At 62.2% G+C, this 22,154-nt stretch carries 23 protein-coding genes and 1 riboswitch; of the genes, 20 read left to right on the forward strand and 3 right to left on the reverse strand.

The annotated features are described in order from the left end of the window. From EDD52_RS18020 to EDD52_RS18085, 14 genes are all read left to right on the forward strand, one after another. Window positions 1-378: phosphate acyltransferase (locus EDD52_RS18020; RefSeq protein ID WP_279389275.1), on the forward strand; the 378-nt coding region annotated here is incomplete at its 5' end. 176 nt (window positions 379-554) lie between these two features. Next, a riboswitch (TPP riboswitch) is annotated at window positions 555-655 on the forward strand. A gap of 55 nt (window positions 656-710) precedes the next feature. Then, window positions 711-1,508, forward strand: coding sequence for a bifunctional hydroxymethylpyrimidine kinase/phosphomethylpyrimidine kinase (thiD, locus tag EDD52_RS18025; RefSeq protein WP_132247570.1), 798 nt, complete (start codon window positions 711-713; stop codon window positions 1,506-1,508). Beyond that, window positions 1,505-2,485 carry an FAD-dependent oxidoreductase gene (locus EDD52_RS18030; protein ID WP_132247572.1) on the forward strand — a complete coding sequence of 327 codons (981 nt, stop codon included), beginning with the start codon at window positions 1,505-1,507 and terminating at the stop codon, window positions 2,483-2,485. The genes thiD and EDD52_RS18030 overlap by 4 nt, the downstream gene beginning before the upstream one ends. After that, window positions 2,469-2,666: a sulfur carrier protein ThiS gene (gene thiS, locus EDD52_RS18035; RefSeq protein ID WP_132247574.1), complete on the forward strand. Its 198-nt coding sequence runs from the start codon at window positions 2,469-2,471 to the stop codon at window positions 2,664-2,666. Before EDD52_RS18030 ends, thiS begins: the two co-directional genes overlap by 17 nt. 1 nt (window position 2,667) lies before the next feature. Then, complete coding sequence (locus EDD52_RS18040) at window positions 2,668-3,444, forward strand: thiazole synthase (RefSeq protein WP_132247576.1); 777 nt, start codon at window positions 2,668-2,670, stop codon at window positions 3,442-3,444. Continuing rightward, window positions 3,441-4,037, forward strand: coding sequence for a thiamine phosphate synthase (locus EDD52_RS18045; RefSeq protein WP_132247578.1), 597 nt, complete (start codon window positions 3,441-3,443; stop codon window positions 4,035-4,037). The genes EDD52_RS18040 and EDD52_RS18045 overlap by 4 nt, the downstream gene beginning before the upstream one ends. Further along, on the forward strand, window positions 4,034-5,029 hold the full coding sequence (locus EDD52_RS18050; protein WP_243652000.1) for a HesA/MoeB/ThiF family protein: 996 nt from the start codon (window positions 4,034-4,036) through the stop codon (window positions 5,027-5,029). The genes EDD52_RS18045 and EDD52_RS18050 overlap by 4 nt, the downstream gene beginning before the upstream one ends. Beyond that, entirely contained in the window at window positions 5,026-5,961 is a 936-nt protein-coding gene (locus tag EDD52_RS18055; protein ID WP_132247582.1) for an ABC transporter substrate-binding protein, read from the forward strand. The genes EDD52_RS18050 and EDD52_RS18055 overlap by 4 nt, the downstream gene beginning before the upstream one ends. After that, complete coding sequence (tenA, locus tag EDD52_RS18060) at window positions 5,958-6,629, forward strand: thiaminase II (RefSeq protein WP_132247584.1); 672 nt, start codon at window positions 5,958-5,960, stop codon at window positions 6,627-6,629. The genes EDD52_RS18055 and tenA overlap by 4 nt, the downstream gene beginning before the upstream one ends. Beyond that, window positions 6,626-7,369, forward strand: a complete 744-nt coding sequence (locus EDD52_RS18065) for an ABC transporter ATP-binding protein (RefSeq protein WP_132247586.1) — start codon at window positions 6,626-6,628, stop codon at window positions 7,367-7,369. Before tenA ends, EDD52_RS18065 begins: the two co-directional genes overlap by 4 nt. Further along, window positions 7,348-8,001 carry a TenA family protein gene (locus EDD52_RS18070; protein WP_132247588.1) on the forward strand — a complete coding sequence of 218 codons (654 nt, stop codon included), beginning with the start codon at window positions 7,348-7,350 and terminating at the stop codon, window positions 7,999-8,001. Before EDD52_RS18065 ends, EDD52_RS18070 begins: the two co-directional genes overlap by 22 nt. Further along, window positions 7,998-8,732: an ABC transporter permease gene (locus EDD52_RS18075; RefSeq protein WP_132247590.1), complete on the forward strand. Its 735-nt coding sequence runs from the start codon at window positions 7,998-8,000 to the stop codon at window positions 8,730-8,732. The genes EDD52_RS18070 and EDD52_RS18075 overlap by 4 nt, the downstream gene beginning before the upstream one ends. A 212-nt stretch (window positions 8,733-8,944) precedes the next feature. Beyond that, on the forward strand, window positions 8,945-10,744 hold the full coding sequence (locus tag EDD52_RS18080; protein ID WP_132247592.1) for an NAD(P)/FAD-dependent oxidoreductase: 1,800 nt from the start codon (window positions 8,945-8,947) through the stop codon (window positions 10,742-10,744). 68 nt (window positions 10,745-10,812) lie between these two features. After that, window positions 10,813-11,868 carry a 2,3-butanediol dehydrogenase gene (locus EDD52_RS18085; RefSeq protein WP_132247594.1) on the forward strand — a complete coding sequence of 352 codons (1,056 nt, stop codon included), beginning with the start codon at window positions 10,813-10,815 and terminating at the stop codon, window positions 11,866-11,868. A gap of 246 nt (window positions 11,869-12,114) precedes the next feature. Here the strand turns inward: EDD52_RS18085 and EDD52_RS18090 are convergent, their stop codons facing one another. After that, on the reverse strand, window positions 12,115-13,302 hold the full coding sequence (locus EDD52_RS18090) for a phytanoyl-CoA dioxygenase family protein (protein WP_132247596.1): 1,188 nt from the start codon (window positions 13,300-13,302) through the stop codon (window positions 12,115-12,117). Between the two features lie 95 nt (window positions 13,303-13,397). On the opposite strand from EDD52_RS18090, the gene EDD52_RS18095 reads away from it, so the two are divergent. Then, window positions 13,398-14,429 carry a LacI family DNA-binding transcriptional regulator gene (locus EDD52_RS18095; RefSeq protein ID WP_132247598.1) on the forward strand — a complete coding sequence of 344 codons (1,032 nt, stop codon included), beginning with the start codon at window positions 13,398-13,400 and terminating at the stop codon, window positions 14,427-14,429. 84 nt (window positions 14,430-14,513) lie between these two features. Here EDD52_RS18095 and EDD52_RS18100 read toward each other — a convergent pair whose 3' ends face one another. Further along, the gene (locus tag EDD52_RS18100; protein WP_132247600.1) at window positions 14,514-14,762 is read right to left on the reverse strand and encodes a hypothetical protein; all 249 of its coding nucleotides are present in this window, start codon (window positions 14,760-14,762) and stop codon (window positions 14,514-14,516) included. A 43-nt stretch (window positions 14,763-14,805) separates the two neighbouring features. Beyond that, window positions 14,806-16,644: a Na/Pi cotransporter family protein gene (locus EDD52_RS18105; RefSeq protein WP_132247602.1), complete on the reverse strand. Its 1,839-nt coding sequence runs from the start codon at window positions 16,642-16,644 to the stop codon at window positions 14,806-14,808. 134 nt (window positions 16,645-16,778) lie between these two features. Between EDD52_RS18105 and EDD52_RS18110 the strand changes: the two genes are divergently transcribed. From EDD52_RS18110 to EDD52_RS18130, 5 genes are all read left to right on the forward strand, one after another. Then, window positions 16,779-18,434: an inorganic phosphate transporter gene (locus EDD52_RS18110; RefSeq protein ID WP_243652001.1), complete on the forward strand. Its 1,656-nt coding sequence runs from the start codon at window positions 16,779-16,781 to the stop codon at window positions 18,432-18,434. Between the two features lie 366 nt (window positions 18,435-18,800). Next, on the forward strand, window positions 18,801-20,279 hold the full coding sequence (locus EDD52_RS18115; protein WP_243652002.1) for an FAD-binding oxidoreductase: 1,479 nt from the start codon (window positions 18,801-18,803) through the stop codon (window positions 20,277-20,279). Further along, window positions 20,276-20,683, forward strand: a complete 408-nt coding sequence (locus EDD52_RS18120; RefSeq protein WP_132247604.1) for a hypothetical protein — start codon at window positions 20,276-20,278, stop codon at window positions 20,681-20,683. Before EDD52_RS18115 ends, EDD52_RS18120 begins: the two co-directional genes overlap by 4 nt. After that, on the forward strand, window positions 20,680-21,723 hold the full coding sequence (locus tag EDD52_RS18125) for a hypothetical protein (RefSeq protein WP_132247606.1): 1,044 nt from the start codon (window positions 20,680-20,682) through the stop codon (window positions 21,721-21,723). Before EDD52_RS18120 ends, EDD52_RS18125 begins: the two co-directional genes overlap by 4 nt. Beyond that, entirely contained in the window at window positions 21,713-21,997 is a 285-nt protein-coding gene (locus tag EDD52_RS18130) for a hypothetical protein (protein ID WP_243652003.1), read from the forward strand. The genes EDD52_RS18125 and EDD52_RS18130 overlap by 11 nt, the downstream gene beginning before the upstream one ends. The last annotated feature ends 157 nt before the right edge of the window (window positions 21,998-22,154 follow it).

The raw sequence follows: 22,154 nt of genomic DNA on the forward strand, positions 1-22,154 counted from the left end.
ACACATGACGCGGTCTCGAAGGTGGTCACCGCGACCCGGATCGCCCGCGCCGCCGACCCCGATCTGCTCATTGACGGAGAGCTGCAATTCGACGCCGCCTTCGTGCCGGACGTGGCCGCCGCCAAGGCCCAGGGGTCGGTGCTGGGCGGCAATGCGAACGTCTTTGTCTTCCCCAATCTCGAAAGCGGCAATATCGCCTACAAGATCGCCCAACGCATCGGCGGCGCCATCGCCATCGGCCCCATCCTGCAAGGCCTGGCCAAACCGGCAAATGACCTGTCCAGAGGATGCTCGGCCGAAGACATCCTGCACATGATCGCCGTCACCGCGGCACAGGCCGACGCCCTCAGCCCCAAGGAAACGGAACCCGCCACATGACACACGTCATCAACCTGTCAAACCCCGCTCCAACTACAACCCAAAGACACCTCAAAAGCGACCCCGCCCGCGTCACAAACGGCAACCCAAAACAACAAATCAGTATCCATTACACAGGCCCAAAGGGGTGCCGCAAACCAACCGTTTGACGTTGCGGAAATACCGCTCTAGAAGACAACCATCTGTTGGGGTGCCCTTCGGGGCTGAGATGTGCCTGCACAAACCCATTGAACCTGAACCGGTTAGGACCGGCGGAGGAAACAGACCAGCGCGCCTGACATATTGGGCTGAGCTGTTTCTCATCCGACCTGACCCCGAATTGGATGAGACGCGTGGCATCAACAGCTTTGACAATTGCCGGTTCCGACAGCGGTGGCGGTGCTGGTATTCAGGCCGATCTGAAGACATTTTCCGCGCTCGGCGTCTATGGCTGCAGCGTGATCACCGCGATTACGGCGCAGAACACCACCACGGTCAGTGCGGTGCATCCCGTCCCGCTTCCGGTGATTTCTGCCCAGATCGCAGCGGTGCTGGAGGATATCGAAGTTCATGCCATCAAGATCGGAATGCTTGGCGATCCCGATCTGATTGCCTGCGTTGCCGATGCGATCCGTGATTTTCAGGGGCCGGTCGTTCTTGATCCGGTGATGGTCGCGAAATCCGGCGTGGCGCTCTTGCCGGACCATTCGATGGCGGCGCTGAAGACGCATCTTTTCCCGCGCGCCACGCTGTTGACCCCGAACCTTAACGAAGCCGCCCGCCTGCTGGGAACCGACCCGGTGGAAGAGGATCGCGAGATGTGCGCGCAGGGCCGTGAATTGCTGGCGTTGGGTCCGGCGGCGGTGTTGATGAAAGGGGGGCACGGGGCTGGCGCGGCCTGCACGGATTGGCTGGTAGAGCCTGATCGCAACCTGCCCTTCAGTGCCGAACGCATCGCCACGGCCAATACACATGGCACCGGGTGCACGCTGTCATCGGCCATCGCCGCCGGTCTGGCATCGGGCCTGTCCATGGTGGAGGCGGTCCGTCGGGCGCATGGCTGGTTGCACAAGGCCATCCGCGCTGCTGACGATCTGAACATCGGCCAAGGCCACGGGCCGGTGCATCACTTCCACGAGGTTTGGACATGAGCAAGCATGTCACCATCCGGGGCAGTGGTGTGGCTGGATTGAGCGTCGCGGCAGAGCTGACAGCGCGTGGCCATCCCGTCAGCGTCGTTGATCCCGCTATGGGGCCGGGAAAGCAGGCATGTTCGTGGTGGGCGGGCGGGATGCTTGCGCCCGATTGCGAGGGCTTTCTGGCAGAAGAGCCGGTCGTGCGGCTGGGCCGGGACGCCGCCGACTGGTGGCAGGACAAGGGGGCGCAAGTGATCCGGCGCGGGACGATCGTCGTTGCCCTGCAACGCGATGCGCGCGAGCTGGATACATTTGCGCGCCGTACGCAGAACCACCGCTGGCTGGACCGCGAAGCGCTTGCAGCGGCGGAACCGCAGCTTGGCGGACGCTTTTCGCGGGCGCTTCTGATGACCGACGAGGCGCATCTTGATCCGCGCAGGACGCTGCTGGCGCTGAAGGCGCGGCTCGGTGATGCCGGCGTCGCCTTTCTGCCCGAGGCAGATGACCGCGGACAGGTCATCGACTGTCGCGGGCTGGCCGCGCGTGACACCCTGCCGGAACTGCGCGGCGTCAAGGGAGAGATGGTCATCCTGCGTGCAAGGGATGTGACGCTGACCCGGCCCGTGCGGCTGCTGCATCCCCGCTTTCCGCTTTACATCGTGCCGCGCGGGGACGGCGTGTTCATGCTGGGCGCGACCCAGATCGAAAGCACCGACCGCAGCCATGCGACAGTGCGTTCAGTCATGGAGCTTTTGAACGCCGCCTATGCGCTTGACCCCGGATTTGGCGAGGCGGAGCTGCTGGAAATCGGCGTCGATGCGCGCCCGGCCTTTCCCGACAACCTGCCGCGCGTCTGCCGCGTGGGTGACAGGGTGCACGTGAACGGGCTCTTCCGGCACGGCTTTCTTCTGGCCCCGGCCATGGCGCGCATGGCGGCAGACGTTCTTGAAACAAACAGCAAACCGGAGCTTTGGCATGAAGATCACGCTTAACGGAGAGCCGCGCGATGTGACGGGGCGCAACCTTGCTGATCTGCTTGAAGAGCTGGGGCAGGGAGAGGCGCGTGTCGCCACCGCAGTGAACGAGCAATTCGTCCCGGCGGGCCGACGCGCGACGACAGTGCTGAGCCCCGGCGACCGGGTCGAAATCGTCGCGCCGCGACAGGGAGGTTGAGATGCCGACATTCTATGGAACCGAAATTGCCTCGCGCATGATGCTGGGCACGGCGCAATACCCCTCGCCCAAAGTGCTGGCCGATGCGTTTCGTCGCTCTGGCGCGGGGGTGGCCACAGTTTCGCTTCGACGCGAGGCAAGCGGGGGCGGCAATGCCGGGCAGCAGTTCTGGTCGCTCATCCAGGATCTGGACGTCGCGATCCTTCCCAACACGGCCGGGTGCCATTCCGTCCGCGAGGCCGTGACCACTGCCCAAATGGCGCGCGAACTGTTCGACACGCGCTGGATCAAGCTGGAAGTGATCGGTCATGCGGACACGTTGCAGCCCGATCCCTTCGGGTTGGTCGAAGCGGCACGCATCCTGACTGACGAGGGCTTTCAGGTCTTTCCCTATTGCACCGAGGATCTGGTGCTGTGCGACAGGTTGCTGGAGGCGGGGTGCGAAGTCCTGATGCCTTGGGGCGCGCCCATCGGCACCGGTCTTGGGCTGAACAACATATACGGTTTGCGCAGCCTGCGCGCGCATTTTCCGGACGTGCCGCTTGTGGTGGATGCGGGGCTTGGCCTGCCCAGTCAGGCGGCCCATGCGATGGAACTGGGCTATGACGCGGTGCTGTTGAACACGGCCGTGGCGAAGGCCGGTGACCCTGCAGCCATGGCCGAGGCTTTTGCCGGGGCGGTGGCCGCCGGGGCGGCTGGACATGCCGCGGACCCGATGCCGCCCCGTGACATGGCCGCGCCCTCTACGCCGGTTCTGGGAAAGGCGTTTCTGGAATGAGCCTGCATCCGTTCTATCCGATCTTCGACGATGTCAGCTGGTTGCGGCGCATGCTTCCCTTGGGCGTCAAACTGGTGCAGCTGCGCATCAAGGACCAGCCGCACGAGGCCCTGTCTGCGCAGATTTCCGAAGCCAGCGATCTGTGCAAGGCCCATGGCGCGGTGCTTGTGGTCAACGATCACTGGCAATTGGCGATCGAACTGGGGTGCGACTGGCTGCATCTGGGTCAGGAAGATCTGGACCGCGCCGATCTTGACGCCATCCGCGCGGCGGGGCTCAGGCTCGGGGTGTCGACCCATGACCGGGCAGAGCTGGACCGGGCGCTTGCCTTGCAGCCTGACTATATCGCGCTTGGGCCGGTCTACCCGACCATCCTGAAGAAAATGAAATGGCACCAACAAGGCGTCGAAAAGCTGACCGAATGGAAGGCGCTGATCGGGGATATCCCGCTGATTGCCATTGGCGGCATGTCCGTGGAACGAGCGCCGGGGGCTTTTGCAGCGGGGGCGGATGTAGTTTCGGCCGTGACCGACATCACTCTGAACGCCGACCCGGAGGCGCGCCTGCGGCAATGGTTGGAGGCGGTCAGATGAGCGACCGTTACGCGCGCCAGATCGCCGTTCCCGAACTGGGTGGATCAGGGCAGGCGCGTTTGCGCGCGGCGCAGGTGCTGGTGATCGGGGCAGGGGGGCTCGCCGCGCCGGTCCTGCAATATCTGGTGGGGGCCGGGGTCGGGTATATCCGGCTGGTGGATGCGGACCACGTGGCGCTGTCCAACCTTCACCGGCAGACGCTGTTTCGCCAGTCCGATATCGGCATGCCCAAAGTGACCGCCGCGCAGGCGCATATGGCGGCGCTGAACCCTGATTGCGTGGTCGAGCCGGTCGAGGACCGTTTCGATCCGGGCAATGCGGCGTCGCTGACCGACGGTATGGATCTGGTGCTTGACTGCGCCGACAGTTTCGCCGCCAGCTACGTGGCCAGCGCGCATTGCATGGGATCCGGCCAGCCGCTGATCTCGGCCTCGGTCGTCGGGACCGAAGGCTATTGCGGCGGTTTCTGCGGCGGGGCGCCCTCGCTTCAGGCGGTGTTTCCCGACCTGCCCGCGCAACTGGGCAGCTGCGATGCGGATGGCGTACTGGGACCGGCAGTGGGCGTGATCGGTGCATTGCAGGCGCAGATGGCGATGGCGGTTCTGGCAGGGCTCGATCCCAGCCCGCTTGGCCGGATCACCACCTATGACGCGCTGCGGTTCCGCTTTGGCGGGTTCCAGTTCAAAGGCGCGCCAGAGCCTGACAACACGCCGCGTTTCATCAGCCCCGCTGACATCACGAACCGGGACCACGTTATCGACCTGCGGGCCGAGGGTGAACCCGGCCCCGCCCTTGCCGCCACCTGCCGCGGGAGCGTTGCCGGGATGGCCGATGCGCCCCTGCCTGCGCCGGAACAACGCGCCGTACTGGCCTGCCGGTCGGGCCTTCGCGCCTGGCACGCCGCCGAAACCCTGTCCCGTCGCTGGGACGGAGAGATATTTCTTGTCGCGCTTGGCGACCTCCCCTCGTTCAAATCGGAGACTTCAAGATGAAGAAACTGCTTCTTGCTGCATTGATGCTGACGGCCTCGCCCGTCCTTGCCGCGGACAAGATGACCGTTCTGCTGGACTGGTTCGTGAACCCCGATCACGGGCCGCTGATCGTCGCCCAGGAAAAGGGGTATTTCGCCGATCAGGGGCTGGAGGTCGACATCGTCGCCCCTGCCGATCCGTCCGACCCGCCCAAACTGGTGGCGGCGGGGCAGGCGGACCTTGCGATCTCTTACCAGCCACAGCTGCATTTGCAGGTGGCCGAGGGCCTGCCGCTGATCCGTGTCGGCACGCTGGTCGCCACGCCGCTCAACTGCCTGCTGGTGCTGGCGGACGGCCCGGTCAAGACAATTGCCGATCTCAAGGGCGGCAAGGTCGGCTATTCCGTGGCAGGCGTGGAAGAGGCCTTGCTGGGCGCGATCCTCGAACGGCATGGGTTGGTCTTTGAAGATGTCGAAATGGTCAACGTGAACTGGTCCCTGTCGCCGTCGCTGATGTCCGGTCAGGTGGATGCCGTGCTGGGCGCCTATCGCAATTTCGAGCTGAACCAGATGAGCATCGAAGGCTACGAAGGCAAATGCTTTTATGTCGAGGAAGAGGGCGTGCCCACCTATGACGAGCTTGTCTATGTGGCCAACACCGAAACGATGGACAAGGACAAGATCCGCCGCTTTCTGCGCGCCACTGAACGGGCCACGCAATATATCGTGAACCACCCACAAGAAAGCTGGGAGGTCTTTTCTGCCACCTCTGCCGAATTGCAGGACCAGCTGAATGAAATGGCCTGGGCCGACACGCTGCCCCGCTTTGCCCTGCGCCCCGAGGCGCTGGACGAGGGGCGTTACGCCCGGTTCGAACAGTTCCTGTCCGACTCCGGTCTGGTCGAAGGTATCCGCCCGGTATCCGAACTGGCCGTGGATCTGGGGGCGCAATGAGCTACGGTAACACATTCCCGCTTTGGCGGGCGGCGGCGGGTGACCATTGGCCCGCCTATACCCGCCATGCCTTCGTGCAGGGGCTGGCTGATGGCAGCCTGCCGCGTGACGCTTTCATGCATTACCTCGTACAGGATTACATCTTCCTGATCCACTTCAGCCGGGCCTGGGCGCTGGCGGTGTCAAAGGCCGACACGCTTGACGAGATGCGCCATTGTGCGGCCACGGTCCATGCCTTGCTGAATCAGGAGATGGGGCTTCACGTCAAGCTCTGTGGCGAAGCGGGCATCGCCGAGGCCGATCTCATCGCCGCAGAAGAGCGCCCCGAGAACCTCGCCTATACACGTTATGTTCTGGATATCGGCCACAGGGGTGATTTCCTGGATCTACTGGCGGCGCTCGCACCATGCGTGCTGGGCTATGGCGAGATCGGCGCAAGGCTTGCCGCCTCTGACCACGCGCAGACCTATGCCGAATGGATCGGCACCTATGGCAGCAGGGACTATCAGGATCTGTGCCACGAGGTGGCAGCGCTGATCGACGCCTCTGTCGCACGTCGCATCGGGCCTGAACCGCAAACCAGCCCCCGCTGGGGGCTAGTCTGCGAAAGGTTCACCATGGCCACGCGGCTGGAGGTCGGGTTCTGGGACATGGGGATGACCCCGTGACGACCGCCCCGTCGCTGTTCCTGCACGGGCGGGCAGAGATGTCCGGCGCGACGCTGTTCCGTGACGTCGCGCTGGATGTTCCGGGGGGCGGCTGGACTTGCCTATTGGGACCCAGCGGCATCGGCAAGTCGACGATCCTGAAGCTCTTTGCGGATCTTGCCGAAGGCGTGGACTTTGACGGGCGGATCGGGGCCACGGACGGGCCGCTTGCGGGGCGTGTCGCGCTGATGGCGCAGGACGATCTTTTGCTGCCGTGGCTGGATGTGCTGGGCAATGTCACGCTCGGCGCCCGACTGCGCGGCGACACGCCCGATCCTGCCCGCGCGCTGGATGTGCTGGACAAGGTTGGCCTTGCCGGGTTCGAAGCGCGCCGCCCGTCAGAGCTGTCGGGGGGGCAGCGCCAGCGCGCCGCTTTGGCACGGACGTTGATGGAGGACCGGCCGGTTGTGCTGCTGGACGAGCCATTCTCGGCGCTTGATGCGCGCACGCGGGCGCGGATGCAGGAACTGACCGCCGAAACCCTCTCTGGCCGGACCGTGTTGCTGGTGACGCATGACCCGGCAGAGGCCGCGCGGCTGGGACAGAAAATCATCGTGATGACGGAAACCGGCCTGCGCGATCTGCCGCCCCCTGCGGGCCCGGTGCCGCGCCCCGTGGGGGATGCGGACACGCTCAGGGTGCAGGCCAATCTGCTCGAAATTTTACGGAAGGATGAAAGATGCGCCCCACTGACCAGCTGAAGCAACTGGCCCTGTCTGACTGGCAGGCTGCCACCGATCATCCGTTTACGCGGGCATTGGCGGACGGATCGCTGCCAGCAGAGAAGATGGCCGGTTACCTGCAACAGGATTACCTGTTCGTGGACGGGTTCGTGCGGTTGCTGGCCTCTGCCATCGCGCATGCGCCGACGCTGGCCGATTCCGTGCCCGCCGCGCAGTTTCTTGCCGTGATAACCGGCCCCGAGAACACCTATTTCCTGCGCAGCATGGAGGCGTTGGAAGTCCCGTTTCACGCCGCCCCCGCCCCCGAGGCTCGCGCCTTTCAGGAACTGATGGCCGAGGCCCGCCAAAGCGGGCGGTACGAATTGATGCTGGCGGTTCTGGTCGTGGCGGAATGGGTCTATCTGGAATGGGCCTCGCCCTTCGAGGACCGGGCGGACGATTTGCCTTTCTGGCTGGGCGAGTGGATCACCCTGCATGCCGGCGAAGGGTTCAGCGGCGTGGTGTCTTACCTGCGCGACCAGCTCGACACCGTATGGAACGGGCTGGACGCCGCGGCCAGATCGCAGGTTGAGGAGCTGTTCGTCCGGGCGGTCCGGCTGGAAAAAGACTTCTTCGACGCCGCCGCTACGGGCTTTGTCGTGCAGCGATGAGCAACGCAAGAACGATCCTTGCCTCTGCTCTTTTTGGCCTTCTGCTGTGGCAGGGGGTGGTCTGGGCAACCGACTTGCCGCGCTTCATCCTGCCCGGTCCGGGACTTGTGGCGCAGACGCTGTGGGAAAGCCGGGCGCTGATTGCCGAGCATTCCCTGATCACCATTGCCGAGGTCCTGATCGGTCTTGCGCTTGGCGCGGTGCTGGGCGGGCTTTCGGCCATCGGGCTGGCCAGTTCCAGCATCGCACGGCAGCTGGTGCGGCCGCTGCTGGTCTTCAGTCAGGCCATCCCGGTCTTCGCGCTTGCCCCGATCCTGACGCTTTGGTTCGGCTACGGTCTGGGGTCCAAGGTCGCCATGGCGCTGATCATCATCTACTTCCCTGTGACTTCCTCTTTCTTCGACGCGCTGATGCGGCCGAACAAGGATTGGGTCGGACTGGCACGCGTGATGGGGGCCAGCCCCGCGCGGATCATGTGGCACATCCGCATTCCAGCCGCTTTGCCGGGTCTGGCGAGCGGATTGCGGCTGGCGGCGGTCTATGCGCCGATCGGGGCCATCATCGGGGAATGGGTGGGGGCCTCCAAGGGGCTGGGCTACTTGATGCTGCTGGCCAATGGCCGTGCCAAGACCGACCTGATGTTTGCCGCGCTGATCGTGCTGGCCATCTTCACCGTTCTCTTGCACGCAGGGGTGGGAAAGGCCGCCAACCGCCTGCTGGAGCGGCGCTGACCCGCGGTCGGGGCCATGCGCGGCCCCCCTGCATTCAAAAGCTCTGCACCTCGCCCTTTGGCCTTGCGCAAACGTGTTGCGCGTTGTTGCGCGCGCAACCTGTGCCCGGCTGATTTCGCATTTCGGCGCTGTTTCCGCCTCTCCGGACTGGCGCGGGCTGCCCTCTGGCGCTGAAACTCGCGCCATGGAGACGCGAATGAGGAGGAGACGCGATGCTCGATACAACTGTGACAACCCGCACGCAGGAGGTGCTGGACACGCTGAACGCGGCCTTTGCCGACGGGGACGTGGACCGGATCAAGGCGCAGTTTGCGACAGACAGCTACTGGCGCGATCTGGTGGCTTTCAGCTGGAACCTGAAAACGGTGGAAGGCCCGGAGGAGATCGGCCAGATGCTGGAAAGCCAGCTCGGCGCGATCAAACCGTCGGATTTCAGGCTGCAGCAGGGCGAGATCCCGACCGAGGAAGACGGCATCACCACTGCCTGGATCACGTTTGAGACCAAAGCCGGGCGTGGCTGGGGCCTGATGCGGCTGAAAGACGACCGGATCTGGACCTTTCTGACCGCCTTGCAGGAGCTCAAAGGCTTTGAAGAGCCGCGTGGCCGGCGGCGTCCGATGGGCGCGAAACATGGCGCGGGCAAGAACCGCAGCACGTGGAAAGAAGAGCGCGAGGAAGAGGCCGCGACGCTGGGCTATGACACCCAGCCCTACACCGTGATCGTCGGCGGCGGGCAGGGGGGCATCGCGCTTGGCGCGCGGCTGCGCCAGCTTGGCGTGCCGACAATCGTTCTGGACAAGCATGACCGTCCGGGCGACCAGTGGCGCAACCGCTACAAATCGCTCTGCCTGCATGATCCGGTCTGGTACGACCATCTGCCCTATATCAAGTTCCCCGACAACTGGCCTGTCTTCACGCCCAAGGACAAGGTGGGCGACTGGCTGGAGATGTACACGAAGGTGATGGAGCTGAACTACTGGACCCGCTCCGAGGTGACCAAGGCCAGCTTTGACGAAGAGACGAACCAATGGACGGTGGAGGTCAACCGCGACGGCGAGAAAGTTGTCTTGAAACCCACCCAGCTGGTTCTGGCGACCGGCATGTCGGGCAAGATGAACATGCCCACATTTCCGGGGATGGAGACGTTCAAGGGCGAGATCCAGCATTCCTCGCAGCATGATGGGCCGGATGCCTGGACCGGCAAGAAGGTCGTTGTGATCGGGTCGAACAACTCTGCCCATGACATCTGCGCGGCCCTTTGGGAGCATGATGCCGATGTGACGATGGTGCAGCGGTCCTCCACCCATATCGTGCGGTCCGAAACGCTGATGGAGATCGGGCTGGGCGCGCTTTATTCCGAAGAGGCGGTGGCCAACGGCGTGACCACGGAAAAGGCCGACATGATCTTTGCCTCGCTGCCCTACCGGATCATGCATGAATTCCAGAAGCCGGTTTATGACCAGATCCGTGAACGCGACGCCGATTTCTATGCCGGGCTGGAAAAGGCTGGGTTCGAGCTTGACTGGGGCGATGATGGCTCTGGCCTGTTCATGAAATACCTGCGCCGCGCGTCGGGCTATTATATCGACGTGGGCGCAAGCCAGCTGATCATCGATGGCGAGGTCAAGCTCGCCAAGGGGCAGGTGGACCATTTCGAAGAAGACGCCATTGTTCTGTCCGATGGCACGCGGCTGGAGGCGGATCTGGTGGTGATGGCCACCGGCTATGGCTCCATGAACGGCTGGGCTGCGGATCTCATCAGCCAGGAGGTTGCGGACAGGATCGGCAAGGTCTGGGGGCTGGGGTCTGACACGACCAAGGATCCGGGCCCATGGGAAGGCGAACAGCGCAATATGTGGAAGCCGACGCAGCAGCAGAACCTTTGGCTGCATGGCGGAAACCTGCACCAGTCCCGGCATTACTCGCTCTACCTTGCCCTCCAGGTCAAGGCGCGGATGGAAGGGCTGGATACGCCGGTCTATGGCCTGCAGGACGTCCACCATCTCAGCTGACCTGAGCTCGCCCCGGGGACAAAACTCCGGGGCAAGCCCCCCCCAAACGAAAACCAAGGATAGAAGCAATGAAAGCTGCACGTTGGCATGGAGCCAAGGACATTCGCGTTGAAGAGATTGAAGAACCCACACCCGGCGCGGGTGAAGTGAAACTGAAGGTCGCGTGGACGGGCATTTGCGGCAGCGACCTGCACGAATACCTTGCCGGTCCGATCTTTGTGCCTGTCGGAGAGGATCACCCGCTCAGCCGGGACCAGGCCCCGATCACCATGGGGCACGAGTATTGTGGCGAAATCACCGAGCTGGGCGAAGGCGTCGAAGGTTTGCAGGTTGGCGACCGGGTCGCGATAGAGCCGATCTATGCCTGTGACACTTGTGATGCCTGCCGCGAAGGCCTGTATAATCTGTGTGAGAAACTGGGCTTCATGGGGCTTTCAGGCGGCCATGCGGGGTTTGCGGCATACTCGGTCGTGCCCGCCCGGATGGCGCATAAGATCCCCGATGGGTTGTCGCTGGAACAGGGCGCGTTGGTCGAACCCTCTGCCGTGGCGCTGCACGCGGTGCGCATCAGCCAGCTTAAGGCCGGGGACAAGGCTGCGGTATTTGGGGCAGGCCCCATAGGGCTGCTGGTGGTCGAAGCCTTGCGTATCGCCGGGGCGTCTGAAATCCATGTGGTCGAGCCGTCGGAAACGCGCCGTGCGCGGGCGCTGGAACTGGGGGCAACCAGTGTCATCGACCCTACTGTCGAAGACCCGGTGGCGGCGATCCAGTCCGCAACGCAGGGCGGCGTGCATGTCGCCTACGAGGTGACGGGAGTGCCGCAGGTCCTTTCCCAGACAATTGACGCGACGCGGCATGAGGGGCAGGCGCTGATCGTCTCCATCTGGGAAAGCGAGGCAGGGTTTCAGCCCAACACAGTCGTTCTCAAGGAGCGTCAGATCAAGGGCACCATCGCGTATCGGAACGTCTATCCGGCGGTGATGGAGTTGATGCGTCAGGGCTGGTTCAGCGCGGACCGCCTTGTCACCAAGCGCATTTCCCTCGACGAGATCGTGACAGAGGGTTTCGAGGCGCTCGTGGCGGAAAAATCGCAGGTCAAGATTTTGGTAAAGGCGCCCGATTGAGCCGCAGATCGGTGCCAAAGTCCAAGACCGGGGGCTGGGCGCGCTCGACTTGCGTGTCCATATTCGTCCAGTCCCCGGTAAGATGATCCGGCGCGGTCCCGCGTGCGATGGCCGGACGGGGCCGTTGGCCAGTGCCAATGACTTGGCCGCAAATGCGCATTACCTGCTGGAAATCGGGCGTGGGCCGGTTCGAATCCAAGACGCGGGCGGCACCAAAGCGCCGCCCGTCGCTATTCCTTCGCACGATCAGTGAGACCGCTTGCGGGCGTTCTGCTCTGCGATCGCCTGTTTCAGCCGCGACAGCTCCCACCCCTCGGCGAGGGCCTGGCGAAGCACATCCTGCTGGCTTGGCGGCGCCATGCCCGATAGCGGCGAGTCGATGTCCAGATTGGCGGGGAACGGATAGCCCTCTGCCGTCGCCGCAACGACGGTGTCGACCTCGCGGGCAGACAGTGTGCCGCTCTCTTGCAGCAATTGCAGCTCTTCATAGACCGCCAGGGTGATGCGGCTGCGGTCGACAATCTCTATCGACCGCCCGTAGGCAGAGCCGATCTGCATGAGGTTGGCGAAACGGTGAATGTCCGCGGTCCGGTTCTCGCCCGCGGCATGAAAGGTTGCGGGGTTGAAAAACAGCATGTCGCCCTTTTCCAGCGGAAGTTGCACATGGGCCTCTTCAAAGAACGCCCGGAACTGCGGCAGCAGCACCGCGATATAGCCCGGCAGGTAGCTTTGCGAATAGGGCAACAGCTTCGTCGGACCGCTTTCAACCGGCATATCACTATGGGCCACAGCGCCCTGCAATGTCAGCGATGCCGAAAGCGCATGTTGCGACGCAGGGTAGCGTTTGAGCGTTTCGACGTCCTGAAACCCCATGTGGTAATCGCGATGCGCCGTCTGCGCCTTGCCACCGGGGCGGACGACATTGGCCTGAAAGGTGATCTGGTAGCCCGAGCCAAGCCAGCTTTCGCTGACGGCGCGGGTCAGTTCATTGGCATTGTAGCGCGCATAGAGTGCGGGTGCTTTCATGCACAGCTTCTCATGCGCATTCCAGATCCGGCTATTGGCACCGGCGGCTGCGAAATGATCCCCCTTGCCGGTACTGCCTGCCTCTTCTTCCCTGATGATGGCGTTCAGTTGCTCTGTAACAGCATCCACCAGCGCCGGATCGTCATAGCCGTTACGGATCGCAATGATGCCGGGGCCGGAAAGAAACGCGCGATTCCATTCCGCCATCACCAGCCGTGCCTGCGCGGGGTCGGCCACCGCACGCCGCATTGCCTCGCCATCATAGACCGGGATCTTGCTGACGATCTCGGTGGCATGGGGATAGTCCGCGGCGTCAGTCTCTTGCGCGACATGGCGCTTGAAGGCTTCAAGGTCGCAATCGCGGTCATCAAGCCAAACCGCGGCATGACCGGCCTGTTGGTCGAGCATTTCAATTCCTCCCGAATTTATTTGTTCTGCAAACGAGATTAGGCTCGACTCGGGGCCCGGTCGCCGGTCAAATCCATCAAAAATACATCAGGTCCATGGCAAATCGTTTCTCGATCAAGGAAATTGCGCATCAGGCTGGTCTCAGCACGGCCACGGTCGACCGGGTCGTCAATGACCGCCAAGGCGTGCGGCGGCAGACCGCGAACCGGGTGCGGGCAGCCATCCGCGAGCTGGAAGCGCAGGAAGCGCAACTGTCGATGTCCGGGCGCAAGCTGATGATCGACGTGGTGGTCGAGGCGCCACAGGCCTTTCTCGATGCGCTCAACGACGCTTTGCGCAGTGAATTGCCGCTTATCCAGACGGCGATCTTCCGGGCGAGAAGCGATCTGCGCGCGCGGTTTCCGATTGAGAAAATCGTTGCTGCGCTGGACCGGGCAGAACGGTTGAAAAGCGACGGGGTCATCCTGATGGCACCCGATGCAGCGCCCGTTCGGCAGGCGGTCGACCGGCTGACTGCCGGAGGCATTCCAGTGGTGACGCTGGCCACCGACATGCCCGGAACCTCCCGGACCGGCTATGCCGGGCTGGACAATCACCTGACCGGCGAAACGGCCGCCTGGTTGATGCAAAGGTGGCTGGCAGGGCAGGCCACTCCGCATGTCGTCATCACCAAGCGGAACGAGGGGTTTCGCGGCGAGGGCGAACGCGAGGCGGGCTTCCGCGCGGCAATGTCACGGCTTTGCGCCGATGCCCGCATGACGCTGCTCGTGCAAGGCAAGGAAGGGTCGGATTTCACGCAGCGCGTTGCCGATACGGTGCGGATGACAGGGGCGGCTGGCCTCTATTCCATCGGCGGCGGCAACCGGGATCTGATCCGAGCGATCTCCCGGACCGGGCTGCCGCGCCCGATTGTCATCGGCCACGACCTTGATCCTGAAAACCGCGCGCTGCTGAAGGCCGGGGCACTTGATGCCGTGTTGTACCACGAATTGACCGACGATATCCGCCATGCGCTACAGGTCTTTCTTGCGGTCCACAGTCAGGGGGCGGTGGAGATGCCGGGCGACGGGACGCCGTTGCGGATCATGCTGCCACCAATGCTGGCGGATGGACAAACCGGGGGGTGATCCCCGCCGGTTGCCGTCAGCCAGATCGGCGCGAAGGGTGCATTTCACCCGCGCGGCACTTGCTCAGCTGGGTGATGCGCGCTGTCAGCCCAGTTCCTTCAGCAACCACTCGGCGCGTTCGATATGGGTGCGCGCGACCTTGAGTTTGCCCTCCAGCCGCGCTTTCTTGTCGGGCGATTGGGTTGCCGCGATCTCTGTCTCCAGTGCGTCCGATTTTGCACTCAGTTTCTGCAAAACCTTCTCCACGTGGCGCGGCTTGATCTTGCTGGCCTTTCCACTTTCAAGGCGCTGATTATAGTCCACTACCTTTGCGGCAAGATTTTTCAGACCCATTTGGTGCTCCAATTCTGATCCCGGGACAAAGCTTGAACCGGTTTCATGTCGATCTCGTGTCGGTCTCTGCCCCTTCGAGAGGGCGTTTGCTGGTCATGGCTTCGTTGAGTTCCTCTTCATCGAGCGACAGGATGCGCTCTACTTCGGCCATCGCGCTGTCGCGTTCGATGTAATAGCTGCGCGCCGCCTCGATCAGATCCCGCATGGCGTCATAGGCGTATCCGGAATCGTTCATGAATGACGTGGCCGCAGCGGGTGACAGTTCGCCTTTGCGGATCAGGGCGCCGACGCGGTTGGTTGTGGACCGCGCATCCTCTTCGATCCGCGCGCGCTCCTGATCGAGCCAGAGTGCGCTGCGATCTTCCGGTTCGGCGAGGCTCAGCTTTTTGATTTCAATCGCGATCCGCGCGATCTGCGTGCGCAGATCGTCATAAAGCTCTGTCGTCACCCCCTGGGGCCGGACCGTGTAGCGCAGCACATTCTTGCGCAGATGCTTGATGGATTTCACCGCCTGAACGATATTGCTGGCCACGTCGCGATGGGCAAAGATGCGTTCTGCGATGTCCGGTGCAACCTGCTTGTCGCCGACCCGAGAGGTGAATTCCACGATGCCTGAATAAAGCGTTTTTACCCTGCGTTCATAAGCCTCTGTCAGGTCAAGTTCGAGCGGCCTACGGCTCTTGCGGACCAATGCCGCGACATCCTCGGCTGCGAAGATCTGGTCGCGATGCAGGTTCAGCCCGTGCAGGATCAGCTCGGTCGCATTGTCGTAAAGGTGGGACACCTCCTTGCGCAAAGCTATTTCCAGCGTCTGTGGGAATTCATCAACCGCCTCGTTCAGATAGCGCGGGCGGCTGACATCCGGCACGGGTTCGGGGATGCGGGTTTCGAGGAAGGGTATCAACCGGCCCAGCGTGGGCAGCATCAGAGCCACGCCAAGCACATTGAAGATCGTGTGGAACACCGCAAGTTTCATCGCATAGTCATCTGGGTCGATCCCGACCATGTCGCTGATCCAGTCCACCGCTTCGCGCAGAGGCACGATAAGCAGAAGTGCAACGATTGCCGTGGCCATGTTGAAAATCAGATGCGCCAGTGCGAGCCGTTTGCCCTGAAAATTTGCACCAAGCGATCCGATGATCGCGGTGATCGTCGTGCCGATATTCGCACCAATCGCGAGGGCGAGCGCGTTTTCATAGCTGATCTGCCCCGCGGCCAGCGCCGTAAGGATCAAGACCATCGTCGCGTGGCTGGATTGCATGACAACGGTGGCGGCGGTGCCAATCAGGGAATAGACGAACAGGCCCAGCAGACCCGATAGCGCGAAACGCGTAAGGTCGATCTGGTCTTTGAAGGCGTCGAACCCTTCTTTCATGTAGTGGATGCCGAGGAACAGAAACCCAAGCCCGGCCAAGGCATAGCCGATGCCGCGCAATGCCTTGGCCTTCTGGAACACCAGAATAACGCTGATCGCGATCATCGGCATCGCGTAGGCCGCGATATTGACCTTGAGACCCAATCCCGCGACCAGCCAGGCGCCTGTCGTCGTCCCGATATTGGCCCCGAAGATGATCCCCACACCGCCGATCAGCGAGATCAGCCCGGCGCTCAGGAATGATATCGTGACAATCGACACAAGCGAGCTGGATTGCAGCAGGGTCGTCGAGAGCACCCCGAATGAAATCGCACGCGGCGTCGAAGCGGTCGCCTTCTCCAGAACGCTTTCCAGCGTGCCGCCCCCCAGGAGCTTGAACCCGTCTTCCAGCATAAGCATGCCGAACAGGAAAATTGCGACCCCTGCCGCGATTTCCTGCACATCCGGGCTGAACCAGAAGGCCAGCAACAAGCCAAAGATTGCAGCCGGAAGATAATAGCGCGTCATGCTGGCAAAGCGGCTGAGGCGGCCGGTGCTGGCTTGGTCCGTTCATGCTTTGGGCGTGGTTTGAGCATCGTTTTCCTTCGCATCTGGTGGGCTTCCTTCGTCCTGTTGCAATTTGGAAACATACCGAAGATCGAATGCATTTCGTTGACATGGGTCATATCGGCCTGCCCATCGGTTGTGATGAAAGGCGTCGCAATCACGCAAGCATTCAGGGGGACCGTGCCGTGTTGCGAACTGAAAACCTCGAAGACGCAGTCCAGCGAAATCGCGATGAATTGTTCCGCTTCGGCACTGCGCTGATCTTTATCGTCGGCATCATGCTTTTTACCATCGTGCGAACCGATGGGGGCACTGATGGCATCCTGATGGTCGCCGCCGCGATGATCGGCGGGTACATGGCGATGAATATCGGCGCCAATGACGTGGCCAACAATGTCGGGCCGGCCGTTGGGTCGCACGCCATCACGTTGACGGGCGCCATTTTCATCGCAGCCTTTTTTGAAGCGGGCGGCGCGCTGATCGCGGGTGGGGATGTGGTTGGCACGATCAAAAGCGGCATCATCAACCCCGACCTTGTCACCGACCGGGATACCTTTGTCTGGCTGATGATCGCCGCCCTGCTGGCCGCGGCTGTCTGGCTGAACGTGGCCACGGTCGTCGGCGCGCCGGTTTCCACCACACATTCGATCGTTGGCGGGGTACTGGGCGCCGGGATCGCGGCGGAAGGCTGGGGGATCGCGGATTGGTCCGTGGTGGGCCAGATCGCGGCAAGCTGGGTGATCTCACCCGTCATGGGCGGGCTGATCGCGGCGGGGTTTTTGTACATTATCAAGCGCAAGATCACCTACAGGCGGGATGTGCTGGCGGCAGCCAATCGCGTGGTGCCGGTACTTGTGGCCGTCATGGCCTGGGCCTTCGCGACCTATCTGATGCTCAAGGGGATCAAGAAGATCGTCGCGGTTTCCTTCCCGGTTGCGCTGTTGATCGGCCTTGTCGTGGCAGCCGTCGTCTTCGTTCTCATGCGTCCTTACATTGCCCGTCTGACGGGGCAGCTTGAAAACCACAAGGCAAGCGTGAACGACCTTTTTACCGTGCCGCTGATTTTTGCTGCGGCGTTGCTGAGCTTTGCTCACGGGGCAAATGACGTCGCCAATGCGGTTGGTCCCCTTGCCGGGATCAACGAAGCCATCACCGAGGGCGGTATTTCCACCAAGGCCGGGATACCCATCTGGGTCATGGCCGTGGGGGCCATGGGGATTTCACTCGGTCTGGCGCTTTACGGGCCAAAGCTGATCCGGACTGTCGGCAGCGAGATCACCGAGCTGGATAAGATGCGCGCGTTCTGCATCGCGATGGCCGCCGCGATCACCGTAATCATCGCATCGCAGTTGGGGCTGCCGGTAAGCTCGACACATATCGCTGTGGGCGGGGTCTTTGGCGTCGGGTTCCTTCGGGAATATATCAAATCGAGCTATGCGCGCATGGTTGATGACATCCGGGACCACCACGCCGACGACGACTCGGAGGCTGTCGAGACCTTCCTTACGCAGTTCGAATCCGCAGATGTGGCGCTGAAGGGGGAAATGTTGCGCAATATGAAAGCCCAGGCCGCTAACGACCGTGTGCTTGGCAAAAAGGAACGGCGCGGACTGGGCCGTGTTCACCGGGTCGAACTGGTCAAACGCAATCTTTTGCTGCGTATCGCGGCTGCGTGGATCATCACCGTGCCCATCGCCGCGATGCTTGCCGCGATATTTTTCTTCATGATCCGGGGTATGTTGTTGCCATAGGGCGACCGGCGCTTCGGCCTACGCGCAGAAGCACCCTGCACGGGCGGCATTGCCGGGGGCGTCAAACCCGGCTTATGCCTTGTGACACCCTGGATTCTAAGGGCCCTGACGCCCCAATTGTCAGCATCAAGGTTTGCAAACTCCGCCATTGCCGCGCCGCCCTGCGCGATGGGCGTTTTTGGGCACATGAACACGCTCGTTGAACTGGTGGCAACGCAGTAAGATTCCGGTATCAGCGCGCGGTCACGTGGGGTAATTGTGCAGCCCCCGGCAATCATTGATTATAATCTGGTCTGTAATGATCGAAGCACCTATTTCAGAACGTGTTCAGTACGAGGTTCAAGAGGTTTGGCCGATCTAGGAAAGTTGACGAGGCGTACGGCTCTGTTTGGTGGCGGCGCTGTGCTGGGCGGCTTCGTGACCCGCGGGATGTCTGCACGCAACCCCACGCTGGACGGTGTTCCGTCTCTTGCCACGCCCGAAGTGCCCGGCATGCTGAACGACGCAAGCGGGCTGAGCGAGACGCCGGTTTTCCGTCACATCACCCTGTCAGATGATCCCGGCGAGGGGCTGGTTGCGGCCCTGAGGGCTGAATTGGCAGACGCCCGGGCGAATGGCAGGCCCGTCAATATCGGTGCCGCGCGTCATTCGATGGGCGGGCAGGCCATTCCGCGCGACGGCCATGCGATTACCTTCGATAACGGTCGTGTCGAATTGGATACCGCCAACCGCATGATGCGTGTCCATGCCGGGGCTAGGTGGAGCGACGTCATTGCGGCCGCCGATCCGGTTGGGCTGGGGCCCCGCGTGATGCAATCCAACAATGATTTCGGCATCGCGGCGACGTTTTGCGTCAATGCACATGGATGGCCTGTGAAAGAAGGGCCGATGGGCAGCACGGTCCGTGGGTTCAAAATGCTGCTGTCAGACGGCGCGCTCGTCTCCTGTTCGCGAAGGGAGAATGCCGATCTCTTTGCCATGACCATGGGCGGCTACGGGCTGACAGGTCTGATCACGCAGATGGATGTCGATCTTGCGCAGAACCAACGGCTGGAACCTACTTTTGACAGAATGCCTGCGGAAAGTTTCGCCGACCGGTTTACCCAGGCATTGACGGATGACGCCGTGACGATGGCCTATGGGCGGCTGAGCGTGGATCGCGCCGACTTCATGTCAGAGGCATTGCTGATCACCTATCGCGCCACGGCGGATCAAAGCGATCTGCCCGCCGCCAGCGGTTCGGGTGCTGCGGCCAGATTTGCCAGCCGGATATATCGCGCCCAGATGGGAAATGAGCGGATGAAACACCTGCGGTGGTGGTTCGAGGCTGATCTTGCGCCGCGGCTCGCCAGCGGGGCGGCGACCCGCAACAGCCTGATCAACGAACCTGTGGCAACGCTGGACGATCGCAACCCTGACCGCACGGATATTCTGCACGAATACTTCGTCTCGCCCGACCGGTTTGCAGACTTTCTCGCTCTGTGCCGTGCTGTCATCCCCGCATCGTACCAAGAGTTTCTCAACGTGACTTTGCGGTTCGTGGATACTGATCCGGACAGTTGGCTTGCCTACGCGCCAGAACCCCGGATCGCGGCAGTGATGTCGTTCAGTCAGGAAATGACCCTTCGCGCCGAAGCGGACATGCAGCGGATGACGCAAGATCTGATCGACGGGGTGACTGCCATCGGTGGCACCTATTATTTACCTTATCGACCGCATGCTACGCCAGATCAGCTTGTCCGCGCCTATCCGCGCGCGCCGGAATTCGCGGCTGCAAAAAGGCGTCTGGACCCGGACTTGCTGCTGCGAAACAATCTTTGGGACAGGTATCTGGGCACGCTATGACATTGATACAGAAATTCGCACTCGGGTATTTCGTTGTTCTTTTGGGGGCCTCGGCGTTGAACTATGTGCCCGGCATTACCGACCAGAACGGGCTTGCTTTCGGGATCTTTGCGCTCGACCTGTTTGACGACGCGCTGCATCTGGTCTCGGCTCTTTGGGCACTGACTGCAGCATTGCTTGGCGCGCGGGCGAGCAAGGTGTTTCTGGTCATCTTCGGGGCGCTTTACCTTGGGGATGGCGTGTTCGGGTTTTTCACGGGCTATGGCTATCTCGACTTTGGGATCTTTACCAATCCCTCTGCGGGGCTGTCGTTCACGCTGTTTCGCGTGCTGGCCAATCTTCCCCATATCGCACTTGGCGGCGTGGCATTGATCGCAGGGCTTCGGCTGGGGCGCGGTCTGTGAGGTCACTTCTCAAGTGGTTGGGGATATCGGCGCTGTTGCTCGTGGGCGGTTTGCTGACCCCCATCGGATATGTCGAACTTGCCTGCCGCCCCAGCGGGCAAGCCGTTGCCTACGAATCCATTCTGCCCCCCGAGCATCATCGCCCCGAGGGTCGGACGCTGCTTACCTATCCCGAATGGCACATCGTTCATGCCTATGACGATTATGCCAGGGTGATCCGCGATGGCGATCCTCATGACTATCGGTATCTGTCCTCGATTGCCGGGTTCTGGACGTCGCTGTGCAGCCTGTCGCAGGCCTCTGGCCCCTATGGCGGCTTTCCTGCAGAGTTCAAATCCACCGTCTACACCATTGGGGCCAGCTTCACATTAGAGCTGTTGGCAAAGGCACTGTACGAGGAAACCTTTGGCCGTGTGGCAACCTGGGTGCGGGGCGATACGCGTGCGCCGCTGGATGATCTGTCTGCGCAGCAGGCCACAGAATACAGCCGGTTCTTGCAGCAGGTTCCCTGGTATCGCTGGGACTTTGGCCGCGATGCCGCAGCGCTTGGCGACGTTGCCACCGGTTCGTTCCGCGACCGCGAGAGGCGGGTGGCGCTTGGCCTGGAATATGGTGCAAAGGCGCGCTATGCGAAACTTATCGCGGCGGCTGTCGCCAATGTTCCGCCTGACGCGCTGCGATTGCGCATGATCCTGCGTGGGCTAAGCGCTGAGGCTCTCGGTGCATACGAGGGTGTCGAGGTCATCGCCCTTCACGACGAAGGGACAGAGATCGAGACGCCTCGGTACCGTGCGCTCACCGGCCTTCTGTCCGAAATGGCTCAGGCCGGTGGCGACTTTGTCGAAATTGCCGGCAATGACGATATCCTGTTCACGGTGACATCGGATCGATCTGAACTTGAGGGCGCGATCTACAGTTTCGCGCGGCAGGGTTATGGCGACACACGCCATTTGATCCTGCTGCCCGTTGCGGAGCTGTCCGAACACCTGCGCAGGCTGGACACACAAGGTCTGCGGCTGGAACACATCCATGACTATTAGAACATGGGGCCTGTCACTTGCCGCAGTCATCGTCGGCTGGTTCGGGCTTCAACTGATTGTCATGCGCTTTACCGATGCCGCCCCCGGCGCGGTGGTCCTTTTCCCCGCAGAAGATTTCGTTTCACGCATGCCAGCGGGCGTGGCGGTTATCGGAAACGGGCCAAACTGGGTGGCGGTCAGATCGGGCGAGCCGAACCTTGGCAGGACCCTTTACGCCTCGGGCGCAGCGCTGGTGCTGCCCGCAGGTCTTCCCGGTTGCCTGTCATTGTTCTGACGGCCTGGCTGTACTGGGTGCCCGCCTGACTCTGCCGTTTAAGCGGGCAGGCGGCTTCGTGTTGCGCCGAATGCGCATATGGCCAATAAAAATACCCTTACAAACCAAGCAAGATTGCTTAACCTCTTGTCAGTAGCATATTCAGTGCCAATGCTGC

The organism is Primorskyibacter sedentarius (assembly GCF_004342065.1).
Taxonomy (GTDB): Bacteria; Pseudomonadota; Alphaproteobacteria; order Rhodobacterales; family Rhodobacteraceae; genus Primorskyibacter; species Primorskyibacter sedentarius.

Coding starts and splice junctions, on each gene's coding strand:
- EDD52_RS18085 (WP_132247594.1), top strand. CDS start 10,813: ATGAAAGCTGCACGTTGGCATGGAGCCAAGGACATTCGCGTTGAAGAG.
- EDD52_RS18055 (WP_132247582.1), top strand. CDS start 5,026: ATGAAGAAACTGCTTCTTGCTGCATTGATGCTGACGGCCTCGCCCGTC.
- EDD52_RS18110 (WP_243652001.1), top strand. CDS start 16,779: ATGCATTTCGTTGACATGGGTCATATCGGCCTGCCCATCGGTTGTGAT.
- EDD52_RS18045 (WP_132247578.1), top strand. CDS start 3,441: ATGAGCCTGCATCCGTTCTATCCGATCTTCGACGATGTCAGCTGGTTG.
- tenA (WP_132247584.1), top strand. CDS start 5,958: ATGAGCTACGGTAACACATTCCCGCTTTGGCGGGCGGCGGCGGGTGAC.
- EDD52_RS18080 (WP_132247592.1), top strand. CDS start 8,945: ATGCTCGATACAACTGTGACAACCCGCACGCAGGAGGTGCTGGACACG.
- EDD52_RS18050 (WP_243652000.1), top strand. CDS start 4,034: ATGAGCGACCGTTACGCGCGCCAGATCGCCGTTCCCGAACTGGGTGGA.
- EDD52_RS18090 (WP_132247596.1), bottom strand. CDS start 13,302: ATGCTCGACCAACAGGCCGGTCATGCCGCGGTTTGGCTTGATGACCGC.
- EDD52_RS18095 (WP_132247598.1), top strand. CDS start 13,398: ATGGCAAATCGTTTCTCGATCAAGGAAATTGCGCATCAGGCTGGTCTC.
- EDD52_RS18105 (WP_132247602.1), bottom strand. CDS start 16,644: ATGACGCGCTATTATCTTCCGGCTGCAATCTTTGGCTTGTTGCTGGCC.
- EDD52_RS18030 (WP_132247572.1), top strand. CDS start 1,505: ATGAGCAAGCATGTCACCATCCGGGGCAGTGGTGTGGCTGGATTGAGC.
- thiS (WP_132247574.1), top strand. CDS start 2,469: ATGAAGATCACGCTTAACGGAGAGCCGCGCGATGTGACGGGGCGCAAC.
- EDD52_RS18100 (WP_132247600.1), bottom strand. CDS start 14,762: ATGGGTCTGAAAAATCTTGCCGCAAAGGTAGTGGACTATAATCAGCGC.
- EDD52_RS18040 (WP_132247576.1), top strand. CDS start 2,668: ATGCCGACATTCTATGGAACCGAAATTGCCTCGCGCATGATGCTGGGC.
- EDD52_RS18070 (WP_132247588.1), top strand. CDS start 7,348: ATGCGCCCCACTGACCAGCTGAAGCAACTGGCCCTGTCTGACTGGCAG.
- EDD52_RS18075 (WP_132247590.1), top strand. CDS start 7,998: ATGAGCAACGCAAGAACGATCCTTGCCTCTGCTCTTTTTGGCCTTCTG.
- EDD52_RS18130 (WP_243652003.1), top strand. CDS start 21,713: ATGACTATTAGAACATGGGGCCTGTCACTTGCCGCAGTCATCGTCGGC.
- EDD52_RS18120 (WP_132247604.1), top strand. CDS start 20,276: ATGACATTGATACAGAAATTCGCACTCGGGTATTTCGTTGTTCTTTTG.